Source organism: Prevotella heparinolytica (genome assembly GCF_002998535.1).
Taxonomy (GTDB): Bacteria; Bacteroidota; Bacteroidia; order Bacteroidales; family Bacteroidaceae; genus Bacteroides; species Bacteroides heparinolyticus.
The window spans coordinates 1032491-1052702 of sequence record NZ_CP027234.1 but is presented as its reverse complement, the minus strand read 5'-3'; the positions used below and the strand labels follow the sequence as shown (position 1 = coordinate 1052702).

Here is a 20212-nt window from a genome sequence, read left to right as displayed (position 1 = left end):
CAGTAGATAGAAAGATGCTAAACGAAAAAAAACAAGAGTTGCAGGTTGCCGCTCTGGAAAACGGAACCGTTATCGACCATATTCCTTCCGAAAAGCTGTTCACCGTAGTCTCCTTGTTGGGACTGGAACACATGAGCAATAACATCACCATCGGTTTCAACCTCAAAAGCAAGAAACTGGGCACAAAGGGCATCATCAAAATTGCCGGCAAGTTTTTCTGCGACGAAGAGATAAACCGCATTGCCGTGGTGGCTCCGAATGTGAAACTGAACATCATCCGCGATTATGAGGTGGTAGAAAAGCGGGAAGTCAGTCTGCCCGACGAGCTGCGTGGCATAGTGAGATGCGCCAACCCCAAATGCGTCACGAACAACGAGCCGATGCCCACACGCTTTCATGTGGTAGACAAAGAGAATTGTATCATCCGATGTCATTACTGCGAAAAAGAACAAACGCGCGAAGACATCGAAATAATCTGAACAGCAAAGTGAAAGAAGACTGGAAACCCGGAACAATGATTTATCCGCTACCCGCCGTACTGGTGAGTTGCGGAAGCACTCCGGAAGAATATAATATATTGACCGTAGCATGGACGGGGACGATTTGCACGAATCCGCCCATGTGCTACATTTCCGTGCGTCCCGAACGATACTCCTACGACATCATCAAACGCAACATGGAATTTGTCATCAACCTGACCACGAAAGAGATGGCACATGCCACTGATTGGTGCGGTGTACGCTCAGGCAGAAACCATGACAAATTTAAAGAAATGGGTCTGACGCCGGGAAAGAGTACCGTGGTCAGCGCTCCCCTCATCGAAGAGTCTCCGCTCTGCATAGAGTGCAGGGTAAAGGAAATCATATCTCTCGGCTCGCATGACATGTTCATCGCCGAGGTAGTGAACGTCCGCGCCGAAACAAGCAACCTTAATCCACAAACCGGCAAGCTCGAATTGGCCGAAACCAATCCGTTGGTCTACGTGCATGGCGGATATTATGAGTTGGGCGAAAAGATAGGCAAATTCGGATGGTCGGTAGAAAAGAAAGGAAACAAGTAGCGAACGACCGATGAAATATTTAAGACAGGCATGAAATTGAAAAGAACCTTTATCTGTTTATACTCAGCGATTCTTTCCGCAGCAATGTGGGCACAGACCCCTATGGTGCCGGGTACAGTTGATGATGAACAACCCATCCAAAGAAAAGACCGTCTGGTAAATTTCGGCGTTAAAGGCGGATTTACTTCTTCTTTATTCCTCATCTCCAGCTTCAATGTCGACGGAGTGCCCGTTGAAGAAGTACAGAACAACTATAAAATAGGCTATTTCGGTTCTCTTTTCATGCGGATAAACTTCAATAGGCACTTCCTTCAGCCCGAAATTTCATACAATATCAATCGTTGCAACATTACTTTCGAACGTCCTTTGCCGGCCGTTGCCACTACAACGCCCCCGTCGGTGGAGGCCTCTATTACATCATCCATCCACAGCATAGACTTCCCTGTCATCTATGGCTATAACATTATCAAAGAAGGCCCTTACCGCCTTGCCGTCTTCGGAGGACCTAAAATACGATATATCTGGAATAAAAAAAGCGATATAACGTTTGACGGATTCAATCAGAAAAACATCCGTGAGCAACTACACCCTTTCAACATTAGCTTTACGACGGGCGTATCGGTCACCATCTCGCGTATATTTTTCGATTTCCGTTACGATATCGGGCTGCACAATATCTCCAAACGCGTCACTTACGACATACCGACCAATGAAAACAAAGCAACGGATGAAACCGCAAAAAACAGAATACGTTTCAAACGCCGGGACAACGTGCTCAGTTTTTCTTTCGGAGTACTTTTCTAAGCATAATTTTCTGTACCATCTTTCCGTTTATTCATTTATTTCCTTTAAATTTGTGCTCTACAAGAGAAAAGCACCGATTTATCAACTTATCTAATAAGCAGTAATGAAAAGAGACGATTTAATTTTCGACATCATCGAAAAAGAACATCAACGTCAGCTCAAAGGCATTGAACTGATTGCATCAGAGAATTTTGTCAGTGATCAAGTTATGCAGGCCATGGGATCCTGTCTGACCAACAAGTATGCCGAAGGTTATCCCGGCAAGCGTTACTACGGCGGTTGCGAAGTAGTAGACCAAAGCGAACAGATAGCCATCGACCGACTAAAACAAATCTTCGGAGCAGAATGGGCAAACGTACAGCCCCACTCCGGTGCACAAGCCAATGCTGCCGTATTCCTCACCGTACTGAATCCGGGCGATAAATTCATGGGATTAAACCTTGCCCACGGCGGACACCTCTCTCACGGTTCGTTGGTCAACACTTCCGGCATCATCTACACTCCCTGCGAATACAATCTGAATCAGGAGACCGGACGCGTGGACTATGACCAAATGGAAGAAATTGCCCTGCGCGAGAAACCGAAAATGATTATTGGCGGCGGATCTGCTTATTCACGCGAATGGGACTACAAGCGCATGCGCGAAATTGCCGACAAGGTTGGCGCCATCCTGCTGATTGACATGGCTCATCCTGCCGGACTGATTGCTGCCGGCGAACTGGATAATCCGGTGAAGTATGCCCACATCGTTACCTCCACCACCCACAAGACTTTGCGCGGTCCTCGAGGCGGTGTCATCATGATGGGTAAGGACTTCCCCAACCCATGGGGCAAAACAACTCCGAAAGGAGAAATCAAGATGATGTCGCAATTGCTTGATTCGGCCGTATTCCCGGGCATTCAGGGCGGTCCGTTGGAGCACGTCATCGCAGCAAAGGCTGTGGCTTTCGGCGAAATTCTGCAACCGGAATGGAAAGAGTATGCCAAGCAAGTGAAAAAGAATGCCGCCGCATTGGCACAGGCATTGATAGCCCGTGGCTTCACAATCGTTTCAGGCGGTACGGATAATCACTCCATGCTGGTAGACCTGCGCAGCAAATATCCCGACCTGACCGGTAAAGTTGCAGAAAAGGCCTTGGTATCTGCCGACATCACCGTAAATAAGAACATGGTTCCATTCGACAGCCGTTCGGCTTTCCAGACCTCCGGCATCCGTTTGGGCACTCCCGCCATCACAACCCGTGGCGCTAAGGAAGACCTGATGCTTGAAATTGCAGAAATGATTGAAACCGTTCTTTCCAACGTAGACAACGAACAAGTCATCGCAGACGTTCGCACACGTGTAAACAAGAAAATGAAAGAGTATCCACTGTTTGCATATTAATAGGAAACGGCTGCTTAGCTCAGCATACATCAAAATAATCAAAGGCTGCAATCATGCAGCCTTTGATTATTTTATACATGAAGATATGGCTACAATCTATCTACTTCCTCAAACTTGCTATTGTGCGAAACATCCTTCTTCTTTCCGAATCTGTAAGCTACATTCAGCTTTATCTGCCTTGATTCGCTCTTTCCCCAATTCCACAATTGAAAACCGGTGAATGAGCGGTAATTATCCCATCGGCTGGTTCGAAAAATGTCGCTCACAGCCAGACTGACCGTCCACCTTTTATCGTCAAAGCTTTTACTGAAACCGACATCGACACAGCCCGAAGATTCTATGTGTTCATTGGAAGTCCCCAAATGTCTGGTCGCATACGAGCCGTTCAGCTCCATTTGAATCAGCCACGGAAGGCGTATCGTATTCTGAATGGAGAAAATACCGGCAAAGTCGTCCAAATCGAATGTCCGGTAGCGGTCGAAAGCGATGTCGTTTTTAATGTAATACCCTATCAGGTTCAGGTTCATCTCCCACCATCGCGTCATATCAAGACCCTGAAACAAGGTCAGCGAGAGCCTCTGCTGCTTCCCGATGTTGCGCGACGTCATAATCATCTTGCTGACGGAAACTGTATCGGTGATTTGCGTCTTATAATCTTTCATGTACGAATAAGAGACAGTCAGTGCCGTCCGTTTGTGAGAGTAAGAGAGAGACAACTGATGCATTTTCTGTGGAATGAGGAAAGGATTTCCTTTCCATGAGGTCAATTCGTCGAGAAGATACTCAAAAGGATTCAAATCCTGATAAGCCGGACGGTCTATCCTGTTAGCATAGCTCAATGTCAGTACATGATTATCATTGAGCCGATAATTCAAATCAAAGGTCGGGAACAGGTTAAAATAGTTACGTCTGTTCTTCTCGTCGCTCCTCCCGTCTACGGAATGCAAGGTTCCGTCGGAGAAGGTATATTCGCCGCGCACCCCCGCCTCCAGTTTTAGTTTGCCGCCTATGGCGCGAGAATAAAGCATATAAGCAGCCAGTATTTGCTCTCTATACCCGAAGGCGTTGGACTGGGTACGGTCTATTATTTCCTTCTCGTTCACCACGTTATAGAACCAATAACCATTGTCTGCACGGACCGACGAATATTTCATCCCGGACTTCAGCTCACCGTTCCATAAAGGATGCTGCTGATCATAAGACAAGGCATAGATATGGATATTCCTGCTATTTACCGACTTGTAAAGATTATCCTCCAGTACTTTCCCGTCGGGTGCGAGGTATTTGTTAGGCTGCCGGTTGCCGGAACCGCCATCAAACCATGCGTAGTTGATGTCCAGCGTGTAGCTGACACCCTCTTCGGGCGTTGACATATAATAAAGGTTTCCTCCATATCGGTTTCCCTTCTGCATATAATAATCATTTTGGGCATAAAGAATCCGCTCCAGCTTCATGCTTTCCATATCCCTTATTTCCGTCACGGTATTAGTGATTCCCGGCCCGAACAGTGTATTGGCATCTATGCGTCCTCCGATGGTTTGCTTCCCGCTCAGCGCATACTCTATTTGCAGGTTTCCGGACACGGTCTTGCGTTTGTCCGTGTCCTGCGTAGGGCTGTAATAGTCTTTCCCGTTCTGACGACGATGCAGACCGTAGTCCATATCGAAATGTCCGAAAGCATGATTGTAGTTGCCCGACAGGCTGAATTTTCCTTTCGTATAGCTGAAAGAGAGTTCTGTATTTTCTCTCGGGTGATTCCAATAAGAAACCCCGTTGTTGAGCGAAAAGAAAAAGCCTTCCATCTTGCTTTTCTTCATATTGATGTTGATGATGCCGCCTGAGCCTTCCGCATCATATCGGGCCGAAGGATTGTGGATGACCTCTACCGAAGCCACCGAGGACGATGGAGTGGCCCTCAGCAGAGCAACCAGCTCGTCCTTCTGCATGTACGTCTGCTTTCCGTTGAGTATGACCAATACACTGTTCTTACCTCCGATGCTGATGTTGTTTTCTCCATCGACGAAGATGCCCGGTGTTTTCTTCAGTACTTCAAGGGCGGAACTTCCGGCCGTGATGCTGCTGTTTTTGGGCGTGAAAATCATTTTCCCGCTCTCTATCTTTATCGACGGAGATTGCTTCTCGCCGATGACTACCACATCATCCAGCAGAAAACTCTCTGAGCGCAACCGGATATCGGAGATTACAGTATCATTACCCACTTTGAACGGATCGCTCAAATATTGCTTATAGCCGAGGCAACTTACATAGATTTGTATATCCCCCGCCACATCCATGCTATACTTTCCATCGGAGAAAGTGATGCCCTGCCGAATGGAAACACCGGTTTCGGGATTCATCAGCACCACCACCGCCGCATCTATCGGAATGCCGATGGAATCGGTCACTATGCCTTGTATTCGGTATTGAGCCGATGCAACTATGCTTTGCAAAACAAAAATAAAAGTGAAGAGCATCCTTCCACTCCGTTTCATGGGCCTCATCATGTATTTTACGATTTTGATTAATGAGATGCAAAGGTACGAGATGCAAGAAAGAGGATCAGTAATCCATCCCCCCTTTTACCAATAATTAACGCCGATTCGGCGAGAATGCTTGAAACAAAGACGTACAGCTATCAGCTTTCCTGTTATACGGCCGGTTATTGACATACCGCTAAAAAAGTTTCCGATGTCTGCAGAAAAACTTTGCGATGTCTGCAGAAAAAGTTCTCTTTATCAGGAAAAAAAACTCTATCGCAAGCCCTGAGATACACATCGCAAGTGCTGAGATACATATCGCAGGCGCTGAGATACATATCGCAGGCGCTGAGATACACATCGCAAGTGCTGAGATATAGAATACTTCCCGTATTCGCAAAGTTTTTCTGCAGACATCGCAAAGTTTTTCTGCAGACATCGGAACTTTTTTAGCGGACAGACACAAGTGTTTGTCATGAGAGAGTCCAATGCCTGACAACAAGGAGAAAGCAAATCTTTGCAAGCACCTCACCGCATTCATATAAAGAAATAGAAATAATACAAAGTTTTTTCCCATTGCTTCCGAAAAGAATTATCTTTGTTCAATCTGTCGTTTATCGGGCTTTCATACTATGCTTACAAGCAGTTCGGACTGCATTTACATGTGTGTACAGACACTACCAACGTTGTCTCTTCAAACTGCATGTACGACAGATGGAAACTTAATAATGAACGAATCGATGAGACGAATATTCTTTTGCATCATTGTGTTGCTTGCCGGCATATCATCAGCCGGCGCACAGAACGAGACACCTACCGATACGATAAGGGAGCTTCCACCGAATATAAAAAACTACGATGGCTTCCTGCTTGACATGGGGCTGATGAATGTATCTCCTCCCACCCTGCCTAAGTTTACGCTGGAGATTCCGGATGCAAGCAAAGATTACAGCCGAATCTTTCGTCTGAATACCGACGTGACTTACTCGCAAGGGCTTTCAAACCTGTTCTCCCTCAGCAACTCCCGCTATTTCGGGCCAAACCCTTTCGGACTGACCGGTTTCGGTTCTCCTACCGATAATTTACAGATGGGAAGCTTCGTCTTGAAAAACGGCATGCGTATCAATACTTATGGAGAATACGATAAAGATGGCCGGAAAGTATATAATCCTTCCGCTCTTCCGTGGGAAAGAAACAACTTCAAAGGTGCGTTCGAGTTGAAATCGGCCAACGGAGCGTTTGGCATACGCATCGAAGTGCAACAAGGAAGAAAAATGCCATACCCCTGATAAGCATTATATATACCACTGATTTATGAAAAAGAAGATATTGGTTATAGGTGCGAACGGTTTTACCGGCAGACACATCCTCAATGATTTCTCGCGCCGCACATCCTATCAGATAACGGGCTGCTCCCTGCATGATGACATCTGCCCTCATTCGGGGAACTATCGCTATGTCCGTATCGACATACGAGACCCCGAAGCCGTGAAACAACTTTTTCAGGACCTACAACCCGAAATCGTCATCAATACCTCCGCCCTCTCCGTACCCGACTATTGTGAGACGCATCATGAAGAAGCCGACGCCATCAACATTACCGCCACAGAGCATCTGGCAAACTGCTGCGAGATACACGGCAGTCGTCTTATCCATCTCTCCACAGATTTCGTATTCAGTGGCCGAGCAGACCGTCCCTATACGGAAGAAGATGTCCCTGCTCCCGTAAACTACTACGGCCGCACCAAGTTGGAGGGCGAGAAACGCATAGCCGCCATTTGCCGGAATTATGCCATTGTGCGTGTGGTGGTGGTATATGGTTCTGCCTTGCCCGGACAACATGGAAATGTACTCCAATTAGTGGCCGACCGACTGAGAAGCAATGAAGAAATACGCGTCGTTTCCGACCAGTGGCGCACCCCGACTTATGTTGAAGATATTGTGCAGGGAGTAGAAAAACTGATACATCATCCGCACAACGGCATCTACCATATTTGTGGAAGTGAGTGCCTGACCATAGCCGATATAGCTTACCGAGTAGCCGATGTTTTGGGGTTGGACCGCTCGCTGATTCGTCCCGTCACCACTTCGGAAATGGGAGAAAAGACACCCCGCCCACACTTCAGCGGGCTGAGCATAGAAAAAGCCCGCAAAGAGCTGGACTATCGGCCACATACATTGGACGAAGGAATAAAGCTGATGTTCAGAATGTAAGAATCTATATTTCACACTTGTACAAGTATTACCTCAATAGTTGTACAAGTGCATTTTCACGTTTATGGAAATGAAATTCAGAAGTATCCAGACAATCAGCGGGATAATCTCTCCTCTTTCCTAAATCAATATAAATCAGAAGCTTGCATGTTTAGAAGCATAAGCTTACACCGAAGAAAAATTAAGCCCACACTTTAACAACTCTAACCTCACACTTCAGCAGTTCTATGCCCACACTTCAGCATTGCTATGCCCACACTTCAAAGGAGATATGCCCACACCTTAGGAGAGATAAACCCACACCTCAAGGTAGACAGAAGCTTACAATTCCGGTTCTATCAATCCTTTTTCTTTCTGATAAGTGCGCACCATCTGCAAAATAATATCTCCGTACTTCTCCACGCTTTTCTTACCGAAATACGGAATACGCATCAACATGGCCTTATCCGAAGGAAGCAAATTACTGACTCCCAATATCGCCTTCTGCTGAATGACTGTATATACCGGTAGCCCCAGTTGTGAAGCTTCGGCATTGCGCCACGCCACCAAGCGATTGTAAAGCACCGGATGCAACACATCGGCAGGGACTTCAAGAACCGCAGTCTCACGCTTCCGTTCCCGTTTTCTTTCTCCGCCATTCTCAAACTGATGTTCTCTGCTTTCTAACGACGCTTCTCCTCTCTTTGCAACTTCCTTTCCACGAAGTTTCTTCTTTTGTGAGGCCGAATCGTCAAGGGTAAGAAGTGCTTTCTGCTTCAGGTAGTCCGTAATTTTGAATCCGTGTGTCAGAATGTGTTGCAGCAAGTCGGACTTCAAATCATACATATCTTCCAATTCTTCCAACGCATTCCGGAGCTTTTTTTTCAATTCCTTATTGTCAGACACCACACCGTTCACCAGCAGCACATCCAAAGGTTGCAACTGTTCCAAAAAATAAACGGCAGCAGCGTGTATTCGTTCGTGCAGCACCTTGTCTGTGGCATAATCTTCCGCAGCAGCAATTAGACGGGTATATTGGAGGCCGAACCGTGCGGCCACCTTCGTCACCTTTTCGTGAAAACGCTCCACTTCCTCTTTGCAGGCGGCCAACTGTTTTGGGAAAAGCTTATACAAATGCTCGTCTATCAAACGCACATATCTGCGCAAGGCTTGTTCCAAAGACTGAAAATCGAATAATCCCGACAATAAGTTCTCAAAATAAGCCTGCCGCAAAGAGTTGAAGCGCTTCTCGTCCGGTTCGTTCAGGCGCGCTTCCGTTGTAAAGGCATTTACCGCATTGTCACTGATGATGGCTTTTGCCGAAAGCGGTGCACTGAGCACCACCCCTTCCAGAGTTTTACAACGGCTCAAAGCCACATACGTCTGCCCATGCGCAAACGATGCGCTGGCATCAATCAGCGCACGTTCAAATGTCAGTCCCTGACTCTTATGGATGGTAATTGCCCAAGCCAACTTCAACGGATATTGCCGGAAAGTACCTTCAATGGCTTCGGTAATTTCTTTGGTTTCCTCATCCAACACATATCTGGCATTTGTCCACTCCTCTTCCTGAAGAGCGAAAGGCACGTCGTTTTCCTTACTGCGCACCTCTATTCCACCTGCCGAAACAGCCGTCACCTCTCCAATCATGCCATTATAATAGCGGTGCTCGCCGGAAGTATCGTTCTTTACGAACATCACCTGCGCACCGCGTTTCAACTCCAGTACCTCGTCCGTGGGATACGAATAATCGGGAAACTTCCCCTCAATCTTGGCCCGAAAAGCATAAGAGCGTCCCGGAAGTTGCGCCAATTCATGGTCGTTGATTCGTTGAGCCTGATAGTTATGAGTGACTAAACGGATATATCCATCCTCCTTCTTAGGTTCGAATCCGGGCATATAGCGACGATTCAAGGCTTCCAGCACCTGACTGTCGCAACGGTTCTCGCGGATGCGGTTCAGCAGTTCAAGAAATGCTTCGTCATTCTGCCGATATACTTTCCGTAACTCAATGGCACAATATTCCGTCTGCTTCAGAGCTTGGCTGGAAAAGAAGTAAGGGGTATCGTAATATTTGCTCAGCATCTGCCACTCTTCTTCCTTTACAACGGGAGAAAGTTGCCGAAGGTCGCCAATCATCAACAGTTGCACTCCTCCGAAAGGTTTGCTCCTGTCGCGGAAGCGTCTCAACACCGCATCCACCGAGTCGAGTAAGTCGGCACGCACCATGCTGATTTCGTCAATCACCAGCAAATCGATGCTGCGGATTATGTTTATCTTCTCTTTACCGTAGCGAAAACGGTATGTGACTTTGCCATCCGCACTGAACGAACTCTCAGGAACATAAGGGGCGAAAGGTATCTGGAAGAAAGAATGAATCGTCATCCCGCCGGCATTGATTGCGGCAATCCCCGTTGGGGCCAATACAATCATCCGTTTCGGACTTTCGGACTTCAGTTTTCTCAGAAAAGTGGTTTTACCGGTACCGGCCTTACCGGTCAGGAAAAGGTGAGTACCGGTACTTTCTATTAATTGCCATGCAAGCGCCAATTCTGAATTTTGCTCCATTGAAATGCTCTTTTTTCAACAAATCCGCTCCTTCTCGTTATCGATATCGGCGGATTTCATCTATTGTTATGCTTTCACAATAGGGCAAAGATAAAGATTATTTCATTATCCTTGTCTTTCATTGCCGCTTTTGTTTCCGGGCGCCTCTCCGTAAAAGCCGATAATCCACTACTTCAAGCTGCCGCCAACAATGTCGAGTAGTTCATTGGTTATGGCTTGCTGACGGCTTTTGTTGTACTGTTTTGTTAAATCCTGAATCAAATCATTGGCATTATCCGTTGCTGCCTGCATGGCAAGCATACGGGCGGCATGCTCGGAGGTGTTGGAGTCGAGAAGCACCGTAAATAACTTCTGGCTCAACACTTTGGGTAGAAGCTCGGCAATCAGCCCGTCAACGGAAGGTTCTACGATATAGTCATTATTGAAGCTACGGATATTCTCGGCAGCAGTATCGAGCTTTGCTTCTTCCGCCACTCGGCTAAGATCGATGGGCAGATAATTCTCGCAAAGCAATTCTTGCGTTCCCATCGACTTGAAGTGGTGGTAAATCAGCTCCACATGATCGATGTTTCTTCTCACAAACTCCTGCATCAGCTTTCCCGCCAATTCATAAGCCTCTGTATACGAAGGCTTGTCGGCCATTGACCGGTAACTGCCTTGCGGCTCGTATCCCATCTTCTTGACAGCCTCTTCTATTTTTTTCCCTACGGGATATATCAGTATGTTTTCTCTTCCCAGCGACTGATAACTTTCCAACATCCGTTCCAGCATCTTCACCACATTCGAATTGAAAGAGCCGCACAAAGAAGTATTGGACGAGAACACGACAATTGCTACCCGTTCCACGGTCCTCTTCTCCGTATAAGGCGACTCAAACGAAGCGTCCGTACGCAGGAAGTTGGTTAGAATCTCATTCAGCTTCCGTTGATAAGGCAGCATATTCTCAATCCGTCCTTGCGCTTTGTGCAATTTGGCGGAAGCCACCATCTTCATCGCCGATGTTATCTGGCGTGTACTCTTGACGGAACTTATTCTGTTTTTTACCTCTTTCAGTGAAGCCATATCTGTCTTACGATTTCATTACATAAATTGCCTTGCAACCATCTCGGCCGTTTCTTCCATCTTCTGGCAGATATCATCGTTGATGGCACCGGTTTTCAAGACATCAAGCACCTCCGCACGATAGTTCATCTCAAGCGATTCGAGAAAAGCACGTTCAAAATCGCTAACTTTATCCAAAGGAACGTTCTTCAGCAAACCGTGTGTGCCACAATAAAGAACGGCCACCTGCTTCTCTACGGGCATGGGAGCATACTGAGGTTGCACCAGCAGACGCTTGTTCTTCTGCCCTTTGTCAATGGTCAATGCAGTCACAGGATCCATGTCACCGCTAAATTTGGTAAACGCTTCCAATTCACGGTATTGCGCCTGATCAATCTTCAGCGTACCGGCCACTTTCTTCATCGCCTTTATCTGCGCGTTACCTCCTACACGACTCACCGAAATGCCGACGTCGATGGCCGGACGGTTACCCTGATTAAAAAGATTCGAGTCGAGGAATATCTGTCCGTCGGTAATGGAAATCACATTTGTAGGAATATAGGCAGAAACATCTCCGGCCTGAGTCTCGATGATGGGTAATGCGGTCAGCGAGCCGCCGCCTTTTACCTTACCTCTCAGACTGTCGGGCAGGTCGTTCATTTCACGAGCCACTTCTTCCTGACTGATAATCTTTGCAGCACGTTCCAGCAAACGAGAGTGCAGATAGAAAATATCGCCCGGATAAGCCTCGCGCCCTGACGGACGGCGCAGAATCAGAGACACCTCGCGATAGGCGACGGCCTGTTTGGACAAGTCGTCGTATACCACCAACGCATGGCGTCCCGTATCACGAAAATATTCGCCTATGGCAGCACCCGCAAAAGGAGCATAATACTGTAACGCAGCCGGGTCGCCCGCCGTAGCAGCCACTACAATGGTATAGTCCATGGCACCGTATTGGCGCAATGTGTTTACAATAGAAGCCACCGTAGAACCTTTCTGACCAATGGCTACATAGATGCAATAAACCGGGTCGCCTGCCTCAAAATTGGCACGCTGATTGATGATGGTGTCGATGGCAATCGCCGTTTTACCGGTTTGACGGTCGCCAATAATCAACTCTCGCTGTCCGCGCCCTATGGGTATCATGGCGTCTACCGCCTTCAACCCCGTCTGCAACGGCCGATTTACCGGCTGACGGAAGATGACTCCCGGCGCTTTACGCTCCAACGGCATTTCACAGAGTTCTCCTCCTACTGCCCCCTTACCGTCGAGTGGTGCTCCCAATGGGTCTATCACACGCCCCAGCATACTCTCTCCTACCATGATGGAAGCAATGCGCTTGGTACGCTTCACGACGAAACCTTCTTTTATCTTGTCCGTAGGGCCAAGCAATACAGCGCCTACATTATCTTCCTCAAGGTTCATTACAATGGCTTTGACGCCGTTATCAAACTCAAGCAACTCGTTTGCTTCGGCATTGCGTAGGCCGTAGATACGCGCCACACCGTCACTGACTTGCAACACTGTGCCAATCTCGTCCAGTTGCACGCGGGTGTCGATACCTTCGAGCTGACGTCGAAGAATATCGGATACTTCGCTTGCTTTTATATTTTCAGAAACCATGTTTTCTGTCTTTAATTGATTAGCAATGAGTACTCACCAAACAGCATTACTATGCACTGACCACTCATCGCTAACCGTTATTATACTATTCTTCTGTTTTTGTCAATAAATTGCTGCTTCACCTTTTTGAGCTGGGTGGCAATGCAGGCATCGAGACGAAAATCGTTGATGTCGAAAATAAAACCGCCTTCAATGGAAGGATCCACTTCCGTATGCAACTCCATGCTGGCATGCAGCAAGGAAGAAGCACTGTCATGAATGCGTTCCCATACAGCCCGGCTAACCGGCACGGCTGTAATCAACCTTCCTACACCGATGTGCTTGTCTTTCCGATACAAGTTCAGAAAGCTAAGACAAATATACTGGAGGAAGTTTTCACGCCGGTTCTTCAGCACCAAAGTGATGAAACGCGTAAACTCTCTTTCTGCAGGAGCATCGCCCGAAGCAGCAATACAGATAAGCGCAAACTTTTCGCGTATTGTCAGCATAGGATTATCCAACGCCACACGTAGATCGGGGTGCTTTCTGAAACTACGGTCGAGCATGCGGAATCTCTCGTATAAGGTATCTTCCGTACCCGTGCCCTTGGCATATTCCATCAATGCTTTTGCATAGCGCATCGAAATGATTCCTATATCCATTTTTCAGCCACTTTAATTGTTCTTGCTTGCCGCCAGCACTTCGTTCAACATCCGGTCAATCAGCCCCATCTGCTCATCCCTTTCATTCAGGTTTTTCCGAAGAATTTTCTCAGCAATGTCTACTGACATAACGGCTACTTGACGGCGGATATCAAGAATAGCCTCTTCCTTCTCTTGGCGTATTTGCCTTTTCGCCTCGTCCAGCTCTTTTTGGGCAACAACTTCCGCCTGCTTGTGCGCCTCGACAATAATCTTATCGCGCTCATGCATGGCCTCCCGCAAGATGCGTCCCTGTTCTTTGTTGGCAGCGGCAACCAAGGCTTCGCTCTCCGCTTTCAGTTCGGCAAGCCGAACATTTGCCTCGCGGGCCATTTCCAAAGAGTGGTCTATGTAGGCTTTACGCTCTTCCACCATATTGGTAATGATGGGAAAACCGTATTTGGCAAGCACGACAAACACCACCCCGAACGAAAGGAACATCCAAAACAGCAAACCACTATCCGGTAATAACAATGACATAATCTTTTTTTATGCTTTAGACTATTGTCCGATTATACATTATAAGAAAAACACCAACAGACATACAACCACTGCCAACAAAGCGACACCTTCAATCAAAGCTGCGGCAATAATCATATTCATACGAATATCTTTGGAAGCTTCGGGCTGTCGGGCAATGGCCTCCATGGCAGAATGACCGATCTTGCCAATACCAAATCCGGCACCTATCACGGCAATACTGGCACCTAATGCCGCACCTACCTTACTAATTCCCACACCTGCCGCAGCAGCTTGCAATAATACTGATAGTAACATAACTTTCAATTTTTAAAATGTTTATTAATCCTATATACTTTTCTATTTCATTTCTACATCTACATGTTCGGGGAGTGACGTCTCCTTCTTCTCTTCATGTCCCTCCACTTGCGCCAAGCCGATGAACACCGCGGAAAGCATGGTGAACACATAAGCTTGGATAAAAGCAACCAGCAACTCCAGAGCATTCATGAAGATATTGAACAAAACTGAAGCCACCGTCAGCGAACCGTTCAGTACCGGCCCCATGCTTGCCGAAATAAAGATAAGAGATGTCAGCACCAGCATCGCCATGTGTCCGGCAAGCATGTTGGCAAACAGACGAATCATCAGGGCAAAAGGCTTGGTGAAGATACCGAACAACTCTATCATGGGCATCATCGGGAAAGGGACTTTCAACCACCAAGGCACATCGGGCCAGAATATATCTTTCCAGTAAGCCTTTGTTCCGAATACATTGACGACAAAGAAAGTGCAAAGAGCCAGAATCATAGTAACGGCAATGTTTCCCGTCACATTGGCTCCGCCGGGAAAGAAAGGCACCAGTCCCATCAGGTTGTTGATGAATATAAAGAAGAAAGCCGTCAGAAGATAAGGAGAGAACTTACGATAGTTGGGCCCTACGCACCCCTTGATGACATCGTCGTTCACCATCATAATGAACATCTCCATGAAACCGACAAAGCCTCCGGGAACGGCACTGCCTTGAGGATGCCTGCGATACCAACGAGCCACGCTCAGGATGATGACGAGCAGCAACACACTGTTGATTATCAAAGCAAATACAACCTTGGTTATGGAGAAATCCCACGGACGAACTTCATTTCCCGCCGTGTCATGCTCCACCAATTTGCCTTCGAATCGGCTTCCCTCCGAAGCAACCGACAATCCGTCGTAGCTACCTCCGTTCTCTTCCAACCGGGCGGATGAGAAGACGTGCCATCCCGACATCCGGCTGTATACGATGACAGGCAACGGAATGGTGATATGCCTCTTGCCCCAAGTCGTGATATGCCATTCATAAGCATCGCCGATATGTCCGAAGACAATCTTTTTCACGTCCATTCCGCTTTTCTTCTCTGCCGGAACCGTCCCGTCGCCTCCGCCCTGTATGGCGGCAGTAACCGGATGATGTACGGCGATGCTATCGGCATGCATGCCGACGGAGGTCAACAACCCCATCAGCACAAACAGGCCGATAAAAAACATAGTATGCTTTTGTTTCATCCTTTTCATTCCCTTTCTTCACTCTATACAGACAGTGACTCTGTTATTGTTCATTTCAACGAAACCGCCTTGAATCAGCGATTCATGCTCCTCGCCATTCACCACATAAGTCAGTTTTCCTGCTTTCAATGACGATACAATAGGGGCATGCTGCGGCAGTATCATGAACGAACCGCCCGAACCCGGCAACGTCACGCTTTCTACCTCGCCCCCGAAAAGCTCCTTTTCGGGCGACACAATAACCAAATGCAGTCTCTTCATCTTTTTTATTTACGGGTTTGTCAATTTATGCATGTCCGATATCGGAGGAAAGTTTCATCGAACAAAAAACTCACGTTTTATTTTACTTGCTCCAGCAACTTCTTTCCTTTTTCGATGGCTTCTTCAATTGTTCCCACATTCAAGAAAGCCGGCTCGGGCAGGTAGTCCACTTCTCCGTCGAGAATCATCTTGAACCCCTTGATGGTGTCCTCAATGGAAACCATCGTACCGGGAACGCCGGTAAACTGTTCGGCCACGGCGAATGGTTGCGACAGGAAACGCTGTACTCGGCGCGCGCGGTTCACCAATGTACGGTCAGCGTCCGAGAGTTCCTCCATGCCAAGAATGGAAATGATGTCCTGCAACTCTTTGTTTCGCTGCAAAATTTGTTTCACGCGCTGCGCCACCTCATAATGCTCTTCGCCCACAATGTGGGGGTCGAGGATGCGCGACGTAGATTCCAAAGGGTCTACGGCAGGATAAATGCCGAGCTCCGTAATCTTGCGGCTCAATACCGTGGTGGCATCGAGGTGTGTAAAGGTAGTGGCAGGTGCAGGGTCGGTCAAGTCATCGGCGGGCACATATACCGCTTGCACGGAAGTGATGGAACCCTTGCGGGTGGAGGTGATGCGCTCTTGCATCGCTCCCATTTCCGTGGCCAGCGTAGGCTGATAGCCCACTGCCGAGGGCATGCGTCCCAGCAAGGCCGAAACCTCGGAGCCTGCTTGCGTAAACCGGAATATGTTGTCGATGAAGAACAAGATATCGCGCGGGCCATCCGTATCAGCTCCCATGTCGCGGAATGATTCGGCCACTGTCAGTCCCGACAATGCCACTGACTGGCGGGCACCGGGAGGTTCGTTCATCTGGCCGAATATCAAGGATACTTGCGACTTAGCCACTTCATCATAATCTATCTTCGACAAGTCCCAATTGCCTTCCTCCATACTTTTCTTAAACTCTTCTCCATAGCGGATGACACCGGATTCAATCATTTCCCTCAGCAGGTCATTGCCTTCGCGAGTACGCTCTCCCACTCCGGCAAAAACGGAAAAGCCATGTTGCTTCTTTGCAATATTATTGATGAGTTCCTGTATGAGCACTGTTTTGCCTACACCGGCTCCACCGAATAAGCCGATTTTTCCTCCCTTACTGTATGGTTCCAACAGGTCGATGACCTTGATACCCGTAAAGAGTACTTCCTGCACGGTAGTCAGCTCTTCAAATTTAGGAGGCTCACGATGGATGGGATAGGCTCCATTACGATCCAACTCTCTCATTCCGTCGATGGAGTCGCCCACCACATTCATCAGACGCCCCTTTATCTGCTCGCCTATGGGCATGGTAATGGGACCTCCCAACGGATATACTTTCATTCCTCTTTGCAGGCCATCCGTACTATCCATGGCTACGGTTCTCACTGTGTTCTCGCCAATGTGCTGCTGCACTTCTACAATCAACCTTTTTTTGTCAGGTCTTTTAATCTCCAGCGCATCATGAATACTTGGCAATTTCAGTTCCGCCTCCGTTCCTTCAAAATAAACATCTACCACAGGACCTATAACCTGTGAAATATGTCCCGCAATCTGTGACATAAGCAATCTTTTTATTCTGTTTTTCTTTAATAATACCTAACTAATGCAATGTGGTCGATTTCGTATATACACGCAGATTACTTAATGTTTATCCGTACACAAACCACATTAATATTTTCACTTATAAACGTTTACTCTTAACCGTTTGTTCTCTTCAATAGTTAAATAAACAACTTTGCAAATATAGAAACAAATTGTATCTCGTTGTTCTATACCAATGCTTTTTTTTTTTAAAATCTATCATTTAGGTCTAAGTAATTGGCTATGAACAGCCTTATGAGTTATGAAATGCAGTAGGTAATGATTTAGCGACCTATCTTCAACAGTGATATACAACGCTTTGCATAACTCGAATAACCTATTGCAAAGATAAAGGTATATCGTGAGAAAAAAGAATTTTCTCCAAATTATTTTCATAGAGCCGTCCGTTGGGGCGGCTTTTTGTTTTCCGTGTATTCCGTTTTTATGATAAGATGCAGTCTCGAAAACTGCGTTTTTTGTTTTCGCCCCGCTTCTCCGTCTGCACATCCTCCACTTATGCCCGTGTATTATGTCGGGATCGGTTGTTCGTTGTCAGCGGCAAAGGTAGTTCCGGGCTTCCACGGACAAAAAAGGTCGGGGCGGCAAGCCGTTTAGACGACAATCTCCACACTTCCATTTCATTGCAGGTAGTATTCTCGCCATAAAACCTTGTTTGTCCTAAGCCCTACCTTTTTACGCCACTGAAACGAAAACGACCGACCCGACGGAAAGACGCATAAAAAAAATGTCGGATATGCGAGAAGCAGGGAAAAAGAAAACGGAAACTCAACTCCCTCACCTCTAAAATCCGCATAAAATCAAAAAATCAGACAAGATGAAACTGAGATACAAAATATCAATTTGGGTGGTACTTGCACTCGCAGGCTCTCTCCTTTGTGGCGGAAGTGTCTGGCTTTGGCTGGCATGGATATGTGTGGGAAAACTCCTCATTCGGCTACTCCTTACCATTGCTTTGGCAATCGCCGCATACATTTTGGCTTATGCCCTCATCATCGGGACAATACTTTGGATACTCATTTCTTAAACAGACAGATATATGAAAAGAAGAAGCAAGACAATCGCACAGCAATGCAGATACTACGAAGTGGACAACATCTTCGAGTATATGGTATCGGTTTACCTCAACGGAAACATATCCACCTTTGGGGAACTATACAAGGAACTCTATCGGAAGGACAGAAAGGAATTTATACTCTATCTCTTTTCAGAAGTTGAACCTATTCATATCCAAGAAATCATTTTAGAAACCATCTAACTATATAAGACAATGAAAGGAACAGAACATTTCAAGGACGTTATCCAAAACTATTTGGAAACGAGAGCATCATACGATGAACTCTTTGCAGAGAGTTTCCGCAAGGAGAATAAAAACATAGACGAGTGCATTACCTACATCTTGACGGAAGTCCAAAGAATGGGGTGTGCAGGTCTGTCCGATGAGGAGGTATATTCCCTTGCCGTTCACTACTACGATGAGGATAACATTGAGGTGGGCAAGTCCCTCAACTGCCAAGTCGTGGTAAACCATACTATCGAACTTACAGAGGAGGAAAAAGCAGAAGCACGGAAAAAGGCTATCGAGCGATACCAAGCAGAGGAATACCGCAAACTGACCGCCAAGAAACCAAAAGCGGAGAAGCAGGTGGAACAGCAGATAGCACAACCCTCATTATTCGAGTTTTAACCCTTGAACAACAAAAGAAAAATGGAAGCAAAGGATTTACCATTCAGTTCTATGTTATGAGCCGTGTGGATGATACGGTCAAGGATGGCATCGGCAATGGTCGGGTCTCCTATCATATCATACCAGTTGGACGGGGGATACTGCGAGGTGATGATGATGGATTTCCTTTCATGCCTGTCTTCAATGATTTCAAGCAGTATGGGACGTTCCTTTGCATCAAGGGGTACGAGGAACAGGTCATCGAGGATGAGCAACTGACAGCGTTCTATCTTTTTGAGTTCTGTTTCAAGCATCCCTTTAATCTTGGCGACTTTTAGTATACCAAGCATTTTGGGTGCATTGGCATAGAGTGTTCTGATTCCTCTTTTACACGCCTCGTGGCCTAAGGCGCAAGCCAGATAGCTTTTGCCCGTACCTGAAGAACCTGTAATGAAAAGATTCTGTCCTTTGTGTACAAAGTCAAGAGTAGCAAGACGTTCCATCTGATTACGGTCCAGCCCTCTGTTTACAGCATAATCAATCTGTTCGACATAGGCCTTGTATCGGAATGCTGCATTCTTGGTAAGCCTTGTGATGGCAGCCTGGGCACGATAGTCCCATTCGCGTGCAAGGAGCATGGAAAGGAATGTATCGGCTGTCATTGACTGTGTAGTGGTCCCGGCAAGGCTTTCCCGGAAGGCCTCTGCCATACCGTGTAATTTCATTCGGTTCATCAGCTCCAATGATATGGTATTCTGATCTTGTTGCCCCGTAATAGGAGCTGTTTTATTGTTTGTTTGCATATGATATCGTT

General features: G+C 47.0%; 20 protein-coding genes. 9 read left to right on the top strand and 11 right to left on the bottom strand.

Annotation, left to right across the window (positions count from 1 at the left end; genetic code table 11):
• Nucleotides 1-14: 14 nt before the first annotated feature.
• The 4 genes from pyrI to glyA all read left to right on the top strand — a co-directional run bounded on the left by pyrI (nt 15) and on the right by glyA (nt 3248).
• On the top strand, nt 15-479 hold the full coding sequence (pyrI, locus tag C3V43_RS04365) for an aspartate carbamoyltransferase regulatory subunit (RefSeq protein WP_106068757.1): 465 nt from the start codon (nt 15-17) through the stop codon (nt 477-479).
• An 8-nt stretch (nt 480-487) separates the two neighbouring features.
• A complete protein-coding gene (locus C3V43_RS04360) occupies nt 488-1060 on the top strand; it encodes a flavin reductase family protein (protein WP_106068756.1) in 573 nt (190 codons plus the stop codon).
• 30 nt (nt 1061-1090) lie between these two features.
• Nucleotides 1091-1864, top strand: coding sequence for a porin family protein (locus C3V43_RS04355; protein ID WP_106068755.1), 774 nt, complete (start codon nt 1091-1093; stop codon nt 1862-1864).
• A 103-nt stretch (nt 1865-1967) separates the two neighbouring features.
• Nucleotides 1968-3248 (top strand): serine hydroxymethyltransferase, encoded by a 1281-nt coding sequence (gene glyA / locus C3V43_RS04350; RefSeq protein WP_106068754.1) that lies wholly within the window; start codon nt 1968-1970, stop codon nt 3246-3248.
• An 89-nt stretch (nt 3249-3337) separates the two neighbouring features.
• Here glyA and C3V43_RS04345 read toward each other — a convergent pair whose 3' ends face one another.
• Complete coding sequence (locus C3V43_RS04345; protein ID WP_106070459.1) at nt 3338-5740, bottom strand: outer membrane beta-barrel family protein; 2403 nt, start codon at nt 5738-5740, stop codon at nt 3338-3340.
• Nucleotides 5741-6465: 725 nt separating this feature from the next.
• On the opposite strand from C3V43_RS04345, the gene C3V43_RS04340 reads away from it, so the two are divergent.
• On the top strand, nt 6466-7014 hold the full coding sequence (locus C3V43_RS04340; protein WP_106070458.1) for an occludin: 549 nt from the start codon (nt 6466-6468) through the stop codon (nt 7012-7014).
• A gap of 25 nt (nt 7015-7039) precedes the next feature.
• The gene (gene rfbD / locus C3V43_RS04335) at nt 7040-7939 is read left to right on the top strand and encodes a dTDP-4-dehydrorhamnose reductase (protein WP_106068753.1); all 900 of its coding nucleotides are present in this window, start codon (nt 7040-7042) and stop codon (nt 7937-7939) included.
• A 321-nt stretch (nt 7940-8260) separates the two neighbouring features.
• Here rfbD and C3V43_RS04330 read toward each other — a convergent pair whose 3' ends face one another.
• From C3V43_RS04330 to atpD, 9 genes are all read right to left on the bottom strand, one after another.
• Complete coding sequence (locus C3V43_RS04330) at nt 8261-10486, bottom strand: AAA family ATPase (RefSeq protein WP_106068752.1); 2226 nt, start codon at nt 10484-10486, stop codon at nt 8261-8263.
• Nucleotides 10487-10654: 168 nt separating this feature from the next.
• Complete coding sequence (locus C3V43_RS04325) at nt 10655-11548, bottom strand: F0F1 ATP synthase subunit gamma (RefSeq protein WP_106068751.1); 894 nt, start codon at nt 11546-11548, stop codon at nt 10655-10657.
• An 18-nt stretch (nt 11549-11566) separates the two neighbouring features.
• Nucleotides 11567-13153, bottom strand: a complete 1587-nt coding sequence (gene atpA / locus C3V43_RS04320) for a F0F1 ATP synthase subunit alpha (RefSeq protein WP_106068750.1) — start codon at nt 13151-13153, stop codon at nt 11567-11569.
• Between the two features lie 80 nt (nt 13154-13233).
• Nucleotides 13234-13794: a F0F1 ATP synthase subunit delta gene (locus tag C3V43_RS04315; protein ID WP_106068749.1), complete on the bottom strand. Its 561-nt coding sequence runs from the start codon at nt 13792-13794 to the stop codon at nt 13234-13236.
• A gap of 12 nt (nt 13795-13806) precedes the next feature.
• The gene (gene atpF / locus C3V43_RS04310) at nt 13807-14313 is read right to left on the bottom strand and encodes a F0F1 ATP synthase subunit B (protein ID WP_106068748.1); all 507 of its coding nucleotides are present in this window, start codon (nt 14311-14313) and stop codon (nt 13807-13809) included.
• A gap of 39 nt (nt 14314-14352) precedes the next feature.
• Nucleotides 14353-14610 (bottom strand): ATP synthase F0 subunit C, encoded by a 258-nt coding sequence (atpE, locus tag C3V43_RS04305; RefSeq protein WP_106068747.1) that lies wholly within the window; start codon nt 14608-14610, stop codon nt 14353-14355.
• Between the two features lie 42 nt (nt 14611-14652).
• On the bottom strand, nt 14653-15837 hold the full coding sequence (gene atpB, locus C3V43_RS04300) for a F0F1 ATP synthase subunit A (RefSeq protein ID WP_106068746.1): 1185 nt from the start codon (nt 15835-15837) through the stop codon (nt 14653-14655).
• Nucleotides 15838-15855: 18 nt separating this feature from the next.
• Entirely contained in the window at nt 15856-16098 is a 243-nt protein-coding gene (gene atpC, locus C3V43_RS04295) for an ATP synthase F1 subunit epsilon (RefSeq protein ID WP_106068745.1), read from the bottom strand.
• Nucleotides 16099-16175: 77 nt separating this feature from the next.
• On the bottom strand, nt 16176-17693 hold the full coding sequence (gene atpD, locus C3V43_RS04290) for a F0F1 ATP synthase subunit beta (protein WP_106068744.1): 1518 nt from the start codon (nt 17691-17693) through the stop codon (nt 16176-16178).
• A gap of 856 nt (nt 17694-18549) precedes the next feature.
• On the opposite strand from atpD, the gene C3V43_RS04280 reads away from it, so the two are divergent.
• The 3 genes from C3V43_RS04280 to C3V43_RS04270 are packed head-to-tail and all read left to right on the top strand — an operon-like array spanning nt 18550 to nt 19419.
• Nucleotides 18550-18759 carry a hypothetical protein gene (locus tag C3V43_RS04280; RefSeq protein ID WP_004366574.1) on the top strand — a complete coding sequence of 70 codons (210 nt, stop codon included), beginning with the start codon at nt 18550-18552 and terminating at the stop codon, nt 18757-18759.
• A gap of 12 nt (nt 18760-18771) precedes the next feature.
• Nucleotides 18772-18990: a hypothetical protein gene (locus tag C3V43_RS04275; protein WP_004332867.1), complete on the top strand. Its 219-nt coding sequence runs from the start codon at nt 18772-18774 to the stop codon at nt 18988-18990.
• Between the two features lie 12 nt (nt 18991-19002).
• The gene (locus C3V43_RS04270) at nt 19003-19419 is read left to right on the top strand and encodes a PcfK-like family protein (protein WP_100020883.1); all 417 of its coding nucleotides are present in this window, start codon (nt 19003-19005) and stop codon (nt 19417-19419) included.
• Here the strand turns inward: C3V43_RS04270 and istB are convergent.
• Nucleotides 19416-20201, bottom strand: coding sequence for an IS21-like element helper ATPase IstB (istB, locus tag C3V43_RS04265; protein ID WP_106068743.1), 786 nt, complete (start codon nt 20199-20201; stop codon nt 19416-19418). The two genes, C3V43_RS04270 and istB, sit on opposite strands and share 4 nt — an antisense overlap.
• Nucleotides 20202-20212: the final 11 nt, after the last annotated feature.

Bases quoted from the DNA above. Each gene is read 5' to 3' on its own strand.
- pyrI (WP_106068757.1), top strand. From the start codon at position 15: ATGCTAAACGAAAAAAAACAAGAGTTGCAGGTTGCCGCTCTGGAAAAC.
- C3V43_RS04355 (WP_106068755.1), top strand. From the start codon at position 1,091: ATGAAATTGAAAAGAACCTTTATCTGTTTATACTCAGCGATTCTTTCC.
- glyA (WP_106068754.1), top strand. From the start codon at position 1,968: ATGAAAAGAGACGATTTAATTTTCGACATCATCGAAAAAGAACATCAA.
- C3V43_RS04345 (WP_106070459.1), bottom strand. From the start codon at position 5,740: ATGAAACGGAGTGGAAGGATGCTCTTCACTTTTATTTTTGTTTTGCAA.
- C3V43_RS04340 (WP_106070458.1), top strand. From the start codon at position 6,466: ATGAGACGAATATTCTTTTGCATCATTGTGTTGCTTGCCGGCATATCA.
- rfbD (WP_106068753.1), top strand. From the start codon at position 7,040: ATGAAAAAGAAGATATTGGTTATAGGTGCGAACGGTTTTACCGGCAGA.
- C3V43_RS04330 (WP_106068752.1), bottom strand. From the start codon at position 10,486: ATGGAGCAAAATTCAGAATTGGCGCTTGCATGGCAATTAATAGAAAGT.
- C3V43_RS04325 (WP_106068751.1), bottom strand. From the start codon at position 11,548: ATGGCTTCACTGAAAGAGGTAAAAAACAGAATAAGTTCCGTCAAGAGT.
- atpA (WP_106068750.1), bottom strand. From the start codon at position 13,153: ATGGTTTCTGAAAATATAAAAGCAAGCGAAGTATCCGATATTCTTCGA.
- C3V43_RS04315 (WP_106068749.1), bottom strand. From the start codon at position 13,794: ATGGATATAGGAATCATTTCGATGCGCTATGCAAAAGCATTGATGGAA.
- atpF (WP_106068748.1), bottom strand. From the start codon at position 14,313: ATGTCATTGTTATTACCGGATAGTGGTTTGCTGTTTTGGATGTTCCTT.
- atpE (WP_106068747.1), bottom strand. From the start codon at position 14,610: ATGTTACTATCAGTATTATTGCAAGCTGCTGCGGCAGGTGTGGGAATT.
- atpB (WP_106068746.1), bottom strand. From the start codon at position 15,837: ATGAAACAAAAGCATACTATGTTTTTTATCGGCCTGTTTGTGCTGATG.
- atpC (WP_106068745.1), bottom strand. From the start codon at position 16,098: ATGAAGAGACTGCATTTGGTTATTGTGTCGCCCGAAAAGGAGCTTTTC.
- atpD (WP_106068744.1), bottom strand. From the start codon at position 17,693: ATGTCACAGATTGCGGGACATATTTCACAGGTTATAGGTCCTGTGGTA.
- C3V43_RS04280 (WP_004366574.1), top strand. From the start codon at position 18,550: ATGAAACTGAGATACAAAATATCAATTTGGGTGGTACTTGCACTCGCA.
- C3V43_RS04275 (WP_004332867.1), top strand. From the start codon at position 18,772: ATGAAAAGAAGAAGCAAGACAATCGCACAGCAATGCAGATACTACGAA.
- C3V43_RS04270 (WP_100020883.1), top strand. From the start codon at position 19,003: ATGAAAGGAACAGAACATTTCAAGGACGTTATCCAAAACTATTTGGAA.
- istB (WP_106068743.1), bottom strand. From the start codon at position 20,201: ATGCAAACAAACAATAAAACAGCTCCTATTACGGGGCAACAAGATCAG.